Origin of the sequence: Desulfocurvus sp. (genome assembly GCF_023230885.1) — a bacterium.
Taxonomy (GTDB): domain Bacteria; phylum Desulfobacterota; class Desulfovibrionia; order Desulfovibrionales; family Desulfovibrionaceae; genus Desulfocurvus.
Map to the genome: position 1 here is coordinate 1 of NZ_JALNWM010000114.1, position 10,851 is coordinate 10,851.

Annotated in this window: 10 protein-coding genes; 8 read left to right on the forward strand and 2 right to left on the reverse strand. The window is 72.0% G+C overall.

What is annotated here, in order from left to right:
* Window positions 1–25: 25 nt before the first annotated feature.
* Window positions 26–1,006: an ATP-binding protein gene (locus tag M0P34_RS09360; RefSeq protein ID WP_291498650.1), complete on the forward strand. Its 981-nt coding sequence runs from the start codon at window positions 26–28 to the stop codon at window positions 1,004–1,006.
* A 2-nt stretch (window positions 1,007–1,008) separates the two neighbouring features.
* Window positions 1,009–1,401: a response regulator gene (locus M0P34_RS09365; protein WP_291498651.1), complete on the forward strand. Its 393-nt coding sequence runs from the start codon at window positions 1,009–1,011 to the stop codon at window positions 1,399–1,401.
* An 11-nt stretch (window positions 1,402–1,412) separates the two neighbouring features.
* Here M0P34_RS09365 and M0P34_RS09370 read toward each other — a convergent pair whose 3' ends face one another.
* Entirely contained in the window at window positions 1,413–3,974 is a 2,562-nt protein-coding gene (locus M0P34_RS09370; RefSeq protein WP_291498652.1) for a PEP/pyruvate-binding domain-containing protein, read from the reverse strand.
* Between the two features lie 9 nt (window positions 3,975–3,983).
* Window positions 3,984–6,566: a sigma 54-interacting transcriptional regulator gene (locus tag M0P34_RS09375; RefSeq protein ID WP_291498653.1), complete on the reverse strand. Its 2,583-nt coding sequence runs from the start codon at window positions 6,564–6,566 to the stop codon at window positions 3,984–3,986.
* Window positions 6,567–6,793: 227 nt separating this feature from the next.
* Between M0P34_RS09375 and M0P34_RS09380 the strand changes: the two genes are divergently transcribed.
* The 6 genes from M0P34_RS09380 to M0P34_RS09405 form a co-directional block, all read left to right on the forward strand.
* Window positions 6,794–7,090, forward strand: coding sequence for a DVU0150 family protein (locus M0P34_RS09380; RefSeq protein WP_291498654.1), 297 nt, complete (start codon window positions 6,794–6,796; stop codon window positions 7,088–7,090).
* 16 nt (window positions 7,091–7,106) lie between these two features.
* A complete protein-coding gene (locus M0P34_RS09385; protein WP_291498655.1) occupies window positions 7,107–8,150 on the forward strand; it encodes a sulfite exporter TauE/SafE family protein in 1,044 nt (347 codons plus the stop codon).
* A 14-nt stretch (window positions 8,151–8,164) separates the two neighbouring features.
* Entirely contained in the window at window positions 8,165–8,539 is a 375-nt protein-coding gene (locus M0P34_RS09390) for a hypothetical protein (protein ID WP_291498656.1), read from the forward strand.
* Window positions 8,540–8,643: 104 nt separating this feature from the next.
* Window positions 8,644–8,889: a hypothetical protein gene (locus M0P34_RS09395; RefSeq protein ID WP_291498657.1), complete on the forward strand. Its 246-nt coding sequence runs from the start codon at window positions 8,644–8,646 to the stop codon at window positions 8,887–8,889.
* The gene (locus tag M0P34_RS09400; protein WP_291498658.1) at window positions 8,886–9,719 is read left to right on the forward strand and encodes a hypothetical protein; all 834 of its coding nucleotides are present in this window, start codon (window positions 8,886–8,888) and stop codon (window positions 9,717–9,719) included. The genes M0P34_RS09395 and M0P34_RS09400 overlap by 4 nt, the downstream gene beginning before the upstream one ends.
* Window positions 9,716–10,851 (forward strand): histidine kinase dimerization/phospho-acceptor domain-containing protein (locus M0P34_RS09405; protein WP_291498659.1); only part of this gene is annotated, 1,136 nt, incomplete at its 3' end. The genes M0P34_RS09400 and M0P34_RS09405, both read left to right, overlap by 4 nt.

A 10,851-nucleotide genomic window follows, 5' to 3' on the forward strand; every position in this document is an offset into this window, starting at 1 on the left:
GCCGGGCCGACGGGGAGGCCCCGGCGTGAGCCCGCAATCCCGCCCCGGCGGGCGGCCCGGCCCGGCCTCGGCGGCAGCGGGGGGCGCGCATCTCGCGGCGCAGTGGGGGCTGCCTCTGGGCGTGCTGCTGGGCGCGCTGGCGGCGGCGCGGCTGCCCGGCGCTGGCGGGGCGCTGGCCGCCGGGGCCGCGGCGCTGCTCGCGGCGTTCACGGTCCATCGGCTGCGCCTGCGCATCCGCGCCGCCTCGCAGGAGCGCGGCAGCCTGAGCGAGCAGCTCGTGCAGTCCCAGAAGCTGGCCGTCCTGGGCGAGCTGTCCTCGGGCATCGCCCACGAGATCAACACGCCCCTGGCGGTCATCGGCCAGGAGGCCGAGCTGTTGCGCGCGGACCTGGAGACCCTGGAGCACGGCCCCGCGCGCGAGGCCCTGGGCAGGCGCCTGGACTCCATCGAGGCCCAGGTGCGCCGCTGCGGCGACATCACCCACGGCATGCTGCAACTGGTGCGCAAGGCCGCGCCGGTGCTGCAACCCGTGGTCCTGGCCCAACTGTGCGAGGACATGGCCCTGCTGGCCGAGCGCGAGGCCCGGCGGCGCGAGGTGCGCATCGTGCGCCGCTACGCCCCGGGCCTGCCCGAAACCCTCACCGACCCCCCGCAGCTCAAGCAGGTGGTGCTGAACCTGCTGGTCAACGCCGTGCAGGCCGTGCGGCCCGGGGGGCGGGTGGAGCTGGCCGTGGGCCCCGGGGCCCCGGGCTGGAGCGAGATCCAGGTGCGCGACGACGGCCCGGGCATTCCCGAGGAGAACCTGTCGCGTATCTTCAACCCTTTTTTCACCACCAAGCCCCCCGGGCAGGGCACGGGCCTCGGGCTGTCCGTATGCCTGGGCATCGTGGACCGCCTCGGGGGCACCCTGGGCGCGGCCAATGCCCCGGGGGGCGGGGCGGTGTTCACCGTGCGCCTGCCCGAGGGCGCCAATCCGCCGGAGCCCGGCCCGGCACTTGCGAGGTGACCATGAGCGAACCCATCCGCGTGCTCGTCGTGGACGACGACCAGAGCTTTCGCACCAATATGACCGAGCTGCTGAACAGGCAGGAGGGCATCAGCGCCGCCTGCGCGGAAAGCGGCGACGCGGCCCTGGAGGTGCTGGCCCGCGAGGCCTACGACGTGGTCCTGCTGGACATGCTCATGCCCGGGCTGAGCGCCCACGGCACCGTGCGCGAGATGCGCCGCCGGGGCCTGGGCGCGGCGGTGATCGTGGTCACCGGGCACGCCTCGGTGGACGACGCCGTGGAGATGATCAACCTGGGGGCCTACGATTACCTGCTCAAGCCCTGCACCATCAAGGAAATCGTCCAGAAGGTCACCTGGGCCCAGGAGTGGCGCAGGTTGCAACCGCCGCAGTAGCCCGGGCCCGCTCAGGGCCCCGGGGGGCCGTCCAGGCCGTAGCGGCCTTCCAGGAAGGCCCGGGCGGTGCGCTCCACCATGGCCTCGTCCACCATGAGCATGTCCATCTGGCGGGTGTAGACCAGCAGCCGCCCGAGCTGCTCCAGCGCGTGGCGCACGGCCTGGCTGTCGTATTTGCGCAGCCGTGCCTGGACCCGGTCGCCCGTGCGCTCCACCCGGAACCCCAGGCGCTCCAGGATCAGGGCGATGGCCCGGGTGCGCCTTTGGCGGCGCAGGTCGTCGGCGGCGCCACCCTTGAAGCCGAAGGTCACATAGTTCTCGTCCACGCGCGGGCCGCACCAGGCGTCGAGCACGCTGTAGTGGTAGCCCACGCGGGAGCTGAAGTTGAGGTAGGCGTCGGAAACCAGGGCGTAGCTGCGCCCGCCGAAGCGCCCTCCGGGCTCGGCGGGCGGTTCGAGCATCTGGCGCGACAGCACCGCGAAAAATCCCCCCAGGTTCACCGGACGCGGCTCCCGGCCCGCAAGCAGCGGATGGGTCATGCCCTCCAGCAGCGCGGCCAGGGGCGTCGAGGCCACCTGCTCCGGGCGCACGGACGCCTGCCCCGGGGCAACGTCGCGCAGCCCCGCCCCCAGGTCGATGACGTACAGGTCCAGGGGCAGGGGCGCCTCCAGCCTGCGCGCGGCCCCGGTGTGCTCCAGGGTCAGCTCCCCCAGGCGGAACATCTCCTCGTAGCAGCGCTCGTGGGCGTAGCGCGTCACGTCGTGCACCGTGCGGCAACCCTCCGGGCCGAAGTCCGGCGCGGCGGGGTCCGTCAGCCGCAGGGGCACGGCCAGGGCCGCCAGCCGGGCCAGGGCCGCGTGGACCGGGGTTCCGGCCATGCCCCGGCGCGCGGGGCGCCCCGGGGGCGCGGGGCTGTCCACCGCGCCCGCGTAGACCCGGCCCCCGGCGCCGTCCACGGTGACCGTGCGGCCCGGGGTCAGGGCCGCCAGGGCGCCCGGCAGGCCGAAGACGGCGGGCACGCAGAACTCGCGGGCCAGGGCCGCCATGTGCCCGGTGACGCTGCCGGCCTCGGCCACCACGGCGGCCGCCCGGGGCAGGGCGGCCACATATTTGGGCGAGGAGTGCCGCGTCACCAGCACGGCGCCCCGGGGCAGGGCCGCCGCGTCGTCGGCCGAGGCGACATGGCACACCGGGCCCGAGCCCAGGCCCGGGCAGGCCGGGGCCCCGCCCGCGAGGAGCACCTCCGCCCCCGGGGGCGGAGCCTGCGGGGCCCGGGCGTGCACCGCGCGCAGGGGCCGTGATTGCAGGATGAACAGCTGCCCCGCCCGGTCCAGGGCCCATTCCACGTCCTGGGGCGCGCCGAAGTGGGCCTCCAGGGCCACCGCGGCGGCGGCCACCTCGCGGACCCGGGGTTCGTCCAGGCACGGCGCGTGGGCCAGCTCCGGGGCCACGGGCAGCTCGTCCAGCCGCCCCCGGGGCCCGGGCGCCAGGAGCACGGGCTTGGCCCCCGGGCGGACCGCCAGCAGGGCGTGCCCGGCGCCGCGCGCCGCCAGGTATTCGTCGGGCGCCGCCGCGCCGTCCACGGCCAGGACCCCCAGGCCCCATACGGCGTTGACCAGCACCGCGTCGCAGGCCGGGTCCGTGGGGTGGCGCGAGTAGGCCACGCCGCTGGCCCGGGCGTCCACCATGCCCAGCACGCCCACGCTCATGGCCAGGTCGGCGGCGCTTATGCCCTGGTGCAGGCGGTAGGTGATGGCCCGGGGGGTGAACAGGCTGGCCAGCACCCGCCTGTAGGCCTGTGCGGCGTCCGCGCGGGGCACGTTCAGGGCCGTGAGGTACTGCCCGGCGTAGGACAGCTCGCCGTCCTCGCCGATGGCGCTGGAGCGCAGGGCCAGGGGGCCGTCGCCGGGCAGGGCCGCGCAGGCGTCCAGGATCGCCCGCTCCAGGTCCGGGGGCAGGGCCGCGCGCAGGAAGGCGTGCTGGACGGTTTCGCTCATGCGCCGGGCGCTGGCCGGGTCGTCGGGGTCCAGGTCCACGGCCGCGCGCCGGATCACGGCCTCCAGGCCGCCCTGGGCCAGGAACCGTTCATAACCGGCCGTGGTCACGGCGAAGCCCGGGGGCACGCGCAGCCCGGGCAGCCGCCCCAGTTCGCCCAGGTGGGCGTTCTTGGCGCCCACCCAGTCGACCATCTCGCGGGTGACGGCGCAGTAGGGCAGGACCAGCTGCGGGCAGGCTTCGGCGCGCCGGGCCTCGGCTACGGTGCGGATGCGGTCCTTCAGGTCGGCCATGACCCCGGCCAGGGCCGCGTAGCGGCCGCCGGAGAGGCGGTTCAGGCCGTGGACCACCCGCGTGCCGTGGAAGGCGATGCGCGAGGCCCGGGAGCGGACCCAGGCCATGCCGAACACGGCCTCTCCCGCCAGCATGGCGTCCACCTCGGTCAGCAGGGCCAGCAGCTCGGAATTGGAATCCAAAAGCTCCTTGAAGCCTTCGTAGCGCTCGGCCAGGGCCGCCGGCGGCAGCGGGCGCGTCAGGGCCGTCCGGCGCCTGCGGAAGCGGTCGAGCAGCCGCAGCACGGGCCGCCCCTAACCGCCCGCGAGGTAGCGGGTGGCCGGGCCGCGCCCGGTCTTTACCAGCAGCCCCTTCTTGACCATGTCCTGCAGGTCGTAGATGGCCGTACGCGCGGGCAGCCCGCCGCCCACGAGGTCCTGGTAGGCCTGGCGCGAAATTTCGCCCCGGCGCAGGATCTCGGGGTAGGCCCGGCGCTGGCGTTCGTTCAGGCGGCTGACGGCTTCGCGCGGCTGGGCCGGGGCGCGTTCCGGGGCCTTGGGCCGGGGCTCGGGCTCCGGGTCCCTGGCCGCCCGGGGCGCCTCGTCCGCCGGGGCCGGGGCGGGGTCGTCCAGCCCGTCGAGAACGAACACCGCCTCCTCGGCCTGGGCCAGGGCGCCGTCCTCGGCCTCGGCTGCGGCCTCCTGTTCCAGGCGGATGTCCGCGGCCTGGATCACGTCGGACTCGGCCATGACCGCGGCCCTGGTGATGGCGTTGACCAGCTCGCGGATGTTGCCGGGCCAGTGGTAGCCGCGCAGCTTCTCCATGGCCCCGCGCGAGACGCCCAGGTCCCGGCGCCCGACCATGAGCTCCACCTGGCGCAGGTAGTGGCGCGTGAGGGCCGGGATGCTTTCCGGATGCTCGCGCAGGGGCGGGGAGTAGACGGTGATGACCTTGAGGCGGAAGTAGAGGTCCTCGCGGAAGCGGCCCTCGCGGATGAGCGCGGGCAGGTCCGCGTTGGTGGCGGCGATGAGCCGCACGTCGACCTCGATCTCCTTGTCGCTGCCCAGGGGCTTGACCTTGCGCTCGGCGATGGCCCGCAGCAGGGCCTGCTGGACCTTGGGCGAGGCGGCCTGGATTTCGTCCAGGAACAGGGTGCCGCCGTGGGCTTCCACGAAGGCGCCCTTGCGGTCGGCGCGCGAGTCGGTGAAGGCGCCCTTGACGTGGCCGAACAGGGTGTCGAGGAGCAGGTTCTCGTCCAGGGCGCCGCAGTTGATGGAGATGATCGGCTTGGCGGCCCTGGTGCTGTGGGTGTGCACGGCCTCGGCGGCCAGCTGCTTGCCCGTGCCCGTCTCGCCGATGATCAGCACGTCCACGTCGGCCTGGGCGGCCTTGAGGATGTCCGACTTGAAGCGCGCGACCTTGGGGCCGCTGCCCACGATCTCGGGGATGATGTCCAGCCCGGGGCCCTCGGGGGCGGGTTCGGCGTCGATGTTCGCGCGTTCCTTCATGGTGTAGCCGCGCAGGCTGCGCTCGCGCAGGCGCAAATCCTCGGCCTGTTGCGAGATGATGTCGATCATGCCGTTGATGGCCCCGGTGAGCAGGGAGGTCTCGTAGCCCGCCGGGCGCAGGTCGATGCGCCGCATGCGGCCCGTGGAGCGGAACTCCCCGACCATCTCCGACAGGCGCACGATGGGCCGGGTCACGATGCGCGTGGCGAAGTAGATGCCGATCCACATCAGGGCGATGGCCGCCAGGGTGATGACGAACAGGGCGTCCAGATGCTTGAAGCCCGCAGCCAGGGTCAGCTTGCTGCGGTCCATGAACACCAGGCCCCAGTAGACCTGGCGCGGCCCTCCCGGAACGGGCGAGAAATGCACCGGCGCGTAGGCCATGGCGTAGGTCTTGGTTCCGCCCATCCGTTCGCTGTGGACGTGCAGCAGCCCGGCCTGGTCGTCACGAATGGCGGCCACGGCCTGCCAGTAGTCGGCGTTGCCCGCGTTGGGACGGAAGGCCACATCCAGCTCGGGGCGGCCCAGGGTGCCGTCCATCCCGGCCCGGGGCAGGTACGTCGACAGGGGCAGGTTCTCGCGGTCCGGGTCCTCGGACTGGAAGAGCATCCAGCCTTCGGGGTCGAAAACGTAGGTGAAGCGGACCTCGTCGCTGCGCGGGTAGGCCCACAGGGGCGAGCGCGGCGAATTGTACAGCGAGAGGATGTTGCGCACGAAACGCACGTCCACGCCCAGGATCATGTAGCCCGGGCGGCCGTCGCCGTCGGGGTCCACGGGGGTGATCAGGCGCAGCACATGGGCGGCCACCCGGCGGCTCGCGTTGCTGGGCGAGGGGCTGGGATACTCGCTGTAGCAAACCGGCGTCAGCAGCACCTCGCCCGGGGCCAGCCCCGCCCCGGTCTCGAAGGCCCCGAAGGGGTCGGGCTGCACCCCGGTGAGTTTTTCCGCAGGAACCTGGAACACCTCGCCGCCTTCGACCACCAGCAGCGTGTGTCCGTCGGCGTCGGGGGAAAGATAGGTCAATTCGCGCAAGCCGGAGTCGCCCGCCGCCACCTTTCGCGCAAGGAATTTGCGCATCTCTGCGGGACTCCCGGCGTCTTGCGCGATGTAGAGCAGGTCCTTGCGACATTTTTCGAGGAAGGCGGAGACGTTGTGGGCCACGGCCCTGGTCTGCACGCGTACGTTCCGGTCCAGGGCGATGTCGATGTACTGGCAGGAGACCTGGTAGCCGACGTAGCCCGACACGAGCAGGATCAGCACCACCAGGGGCAGCAACAGCCGCAGCAGGCGGGTGCGCAGGCTGCGGCCCGCGCTGCGCCCGGAGGCCGGGCCGCGCGACAGGAAGGGGAAGCCACCCTGGTAGAGCCGTGAACCATCGATTTTTTGCATCGTTTCCGTCCCCCGGTCACGCATGACGATCATACAAAAACGCCGATTGCGCAAGAGTGGAATGCAATAGCCATGCCCCGACATTGGAAATCGGCATTGGCACATGCCTTGCTTTGTCCCGGGCGTGCGGATCGGGCAATGGCCCGATGCCGGATGCGGGGCTTCGCGCACCGCGAGCCCCAAAGGGGGCGGGAGCGCCCGCCGGACGACCGCCCAAGGAGATCGAAATGACCAAGAAGCTGATGCTCATGGCCGGGCTGCTGGGCCTGGACGCGCTGCTCGCCCCGCTGGCCCGGGCCGCGGGCGGCAAGGCCAGCGACCTTGTGGTCGTGGCCGATACGCGGGTCCTGGATAGCGAGATCCTGCTGTACTTCGCCAACCTCTACAACACGAACATCGTGCTCTTCGCGGTCTGGACGGTGGTGCTCACGGCCGCATACGGCTGCCTGCTCGGCGTGGTCATGGACAAGCTCATGGCCCTGACGGGGCTCGACCTCACGTCCCGCAAGATAGTGGAACACTAGTCCGGGAGGAATTGTCATGGAGCTCATGGCCGATTCCAGTTGGCTCTACATGTACATGCCCATCGCGGGCGTACACATCTTCTGGCCCGGGCTGGTGCTCATCGGGTTCTCCGTCGGCGTCATCGGCGGATTCTTCGGCATGGGCGGGGCCTGGATGGTCACCCCGGGGCTGAACATCCTGGGCTTCCCCATGGCCTTCGCCATCGGCACGGACATCGCCCACATCGCGGGCAAGTCCATGGTCTCCACCATGCGCCACTCCAAGTTCGGCAACGTGGACTACAAGCTCGGCGTGGTCATGCTCGCCGGCACCATGGTCGGCATCGAGATCGGCGCCCAGCTCGTCATGTGGCTGGAGCGGCTGGGGCAGGTCGGCCCGGTGGTGCGCTGGGTGTATGTGGGCTTTCTGGCCTTCATCGCCTGGATGGTCTTCTACGACTACGCCAAGGCCGTCTCCAACAAGCGCAAGGGCCTGAGCGGGCAGCACGGCACCGAGGGGGTGACCTGGTACAAGGCCCTGCACCGCATCAACATCCCGCCTATGATCCATTTTCGCGCCTCGGGCTTCACCTGCTCGGCCTGGCTGCCCATCATGGTCAGCCTCGTCACGGGCATCTTGGCGGGATTCCTGGGTATCGGCGGCGGCCTCCTGCGCATGCCCGCCCTGGTCTACCTCATCGGCTGCCCGACCCACGTGGCCGTGGGCACCGACCTGTTCGAGGTCATGATCTCCGGGCTCTACGGGGCGTTCACCTACACCCTCAAGGGCCGCATCGAGATCGTGGCCGTGTTCGTGATGCTCACCGGCGCGGCCATCGGCGCGCAGATAGGCACCGTGGCCACCAAGTACTCCAAGGGCTACGGCATCCGCCTGGCCTTCGGCGCCGCCGTGCTGTGCTGCATGCTGTCCATCATCCTCAAGCAGGTCGGCTACACCCAGTCCGCCGCGGCGCTGATCCTGACCACCATCGGCGTGATCTGCCTCTACATCATGAAGATCATGTTCGTGGGCGCGGCGCGCGAACTGCGCGAGAAGAAGGCGGGCACCCAGATCGGGTAGCCCGGGGAGGCGGCATGAGACGCATGGCGACGAGTCTGGTTCTGGCTGCGGCCCTGGCCCTGTGCGCCGGGGCGGCCCTGGCCGCCGAGGTGGCCCAGGGCAGGTGCATCGAGTACGACACCGCGGCCAAGACCATAACCATCGAGGAATACGACACCAACTTCGGCAAGAGCCATCCCTATGGCGTGAGCACCGGGATGGTCTCGACCTACGACGTGAAGGACGCGAAAATCGGCCTGACGCCCGAGCCCGGGGATATCCTGCGCATCGCCTACGAAATCCACGGCGACAAGCGCGCGGCCCTGACGGCCTACTACGACGCCCTGGGCAACAAGCGCGTGGCCATCAAGGTGATGAACGTCACCAAGCAGAGCCTGCACGGCAAGTAGCCCGCCACCCCGGCGCCGCGGCTTCCCGCCGCCGCGCCGGTCACCCCACCCGGGGGTCCGCGCCTCCCGACGGGCGCGGACCCCCATTCCAGCACGGAGGCCCCATGACCCCCCGCACGGTGAAGGCCCGGCTCAATCCCGCCCAGCGGTGGGTGGTGGTGGTCATGGATGTCCTCCTCCTGGCGGAGCTGACCTTTTGCATGTACCGCGCCAGCGCGGCCCCCGGGGACATGGCCGCCGGGTTCCTGCGGCTGTACCTGCCCATGCTGCTGGTCACCCTGGTTGCCGCGCGCCTGGCCCTGCGCCGCCTGCGCGATCCCCAAGCCCCGGCCGGGACGGCCTCGCCATGAGCGCGGCCCCGGCCCCCGGCCCTGCGCGACGAGGCGCACAGAAGCTGGCCGTGGCGGCCTGCGTGCTGCTGCTGCTGGCCGTGGCCGATGCCTGCTGGCTGGCCGTCAGCGACGAGCGCAACCTCTTTCGCGTGGTGGCAGGCGCCGAGGCCGCCGCGAGCGGCGACCTGGTCATCCCCGCCGACGAGCAGGCCGTGACCCTGCACGCCCGGGTCCTGGCCGACGGCCCGGCGGCCCTGTCGCGCCATGTGCGCGCCGAGCTGGACACGCCGGACCTCGAGGTGCGCTTCGTGGAACTCCAGGGCCGGCTGTGGCGGGCGCGCATCCTCGCCCAGCCCGGCTCCCCCGCGGGCGACCGGCGCATGGCCGTGCGCTTCGGCGCCCAACCCCTGGCGGAGGCCCCGGTCTATACGGTGCGCGTCTTCCCCGACGCCGCCGCCCTGCGCGCCGACCAGCCGTCCCTGCTGCTGCGCCTGGCGGGAGTCCAGCCGTTCTGGGCCGTGCTGGCGCTGCTGCCCGTGGCGCTGCTGGCCGGGGCGCTGGTCTACCGCCAGGGCGGGCGCGACCTGGAGCGGCTGCTGGCCTCGGGTACGGGGCCCATCTATCGCCTGGCGCGGCGCGGGCACGGCTGGGAGGTCGTCTTCGGCCTGGGGCGCGCCCACGGCGTCCTGCCCGGCGACCGGATGATCGTCCTCGATCCCGGCCGCCGCCCCGTGGGCGACCTGGTGGTGCACGAGGCCGACACCGAAACGGCCACGGCCACGGTTCCCCTGGATGCGAACATCGGCCCCGGGCATTTCGTGGCCCGGGCGGACCGGGAGCGGACATGAGCCAGAACGAAACCGACCGGGCCTGCCTGTGGGAGGACGGCCTGAGGGAATGCGTCCTTGGCATCGTCGGAACCGGCCCGGGCTTCGCCGCCCTGCTCGCCCTGGCCGCCGAGCGCGACCTGGAGGAGTTCCTGCCGCCCATGCGCCTGGCGGGCGTGGCCTGCACCGCCGCGCAGGCCGCCGAACGCGGCTTCGAACGGCGCGGAGTGGCCCGCTACGAATCCTGGCAGGAACTGCTCGCCGCCCACCCCGATCTCACCGTGCTCGTGGACCTGCGCCAGGAGCGCCTGGGCCTGACCGACCTGCGCAAGGCCCTGCCGCCCCATGTCTCGCTCATCGACCGCCAGGCGGCAGTGTTCCTGTGCGCACTGCACAACCTGCACCGCGCCGGGGCGCATACCCGCACCCGCCTGGACCACTCCCGGGCCATGCTCGACGCCGTGGTCACCCAGATTCGCGAGGATATCCTGCTCCTGGACCTCGGCGGCCGCGTGCTGGACATGAACCCCCACGTCTTCCAGCGCACCGGCCGCCCCAAGGACGCCCTGGTCGGGCTGCCCTGCTGGCAGGTGCAAACCCTGGCCCGGGGCGTGCCCTTCTGCCCGGAACCCTGCGCCGACTGCCCCGTGCAGGCCACCCTGCGCACGGAATCCAAGGCCGAGGCGCGCATGACCCGGGTCAGCCCGGGCGGCGAACTGCTCTACTTCCGGGTCTACTCCTACCCCATCTTCGACGAGCGCGGCGACCTGGTGCGCATCATGGTCATGCGCCGCGACATCACCGCGCGCACGCGGCTGGAACGCGAACGCCAGCAGGCAGAAAAGCTCTCCGTGGTCGGCGAGATGTCCATGTACCTGGCCCACGAAATCCGCAACCCGCTGTGCGCCATCGGCGGATTCATCACCGCCCTGGGCCGCTCGCCCAACCTCGACGCCGCCGACCGCGAAAAGGTGGACATCATCCTGGCCGAAACGCGCCGCCTGGACACCATGCTCACCAGCGTGCTCAACTTCGCCCGGCCCGCCGCCCCCGGCCGCAGCGACGCCGACGCCCAGGCCCTGCTGCGCGAGGCCGCCGAACTGATGCGCATCGGCTACTCGGGCCAGGGATTCACCTTCGCCACCCAGGCCGA

Bases quoted from the DNA above. Each gene is read 5' to 3' on its own strand.
- M0P34_RS09365 (WP_291498651.1), top strand. From the start codon at position 1,009: ATGAGCGAACCCATCCGCGTGCTCGTCGTGGACGACGACCAGAGCTTT.
- M0P34_RS09375 (WP_291498653.1), bottom strand. From the start codon at position 6,566: ATGCAAAAAATCGATGGTTCACGGCTCTACCAGGGTGGCTTCCCCTTC.
- M0P34_RS09380 (WP_291498654.1), top strand. From the start codon at position 6,794: ATGACCAAGAAGCTGATGCTCATGGCCGGGCTGCTGGGCCTGGACGCG.
- M0P34_RS09385 (WP_291498655.1), top strand. From the start codon at position 7,107: ATGGAGCTCATGGCCGATTCCAGTTGGCTCTACATGTACATGCCCATC.
- M0P34_RS09390 (WP_291498656.1), top strand. From the start codon at position 8,165: ATGAGACGCATGGCGACGAGTCTGGTTCTGGCTGCGGCCCTGGCCCTG.
- M0P34_RS09395 (WP_291498657.1), top strand. From the start codon at position 8,644: ATGACCCCCCGCACGGTGAAGGCCCGGCTCAATCCCGCCCAGCGGTGG.
- M0P34_RS09400 (WP_291498658.1), top strand. From the start codon at position 8,886: ATGAGCGCGGCCCCGGCCCCCGGCCCTGCGCGACGAGGCGCACAGAAG.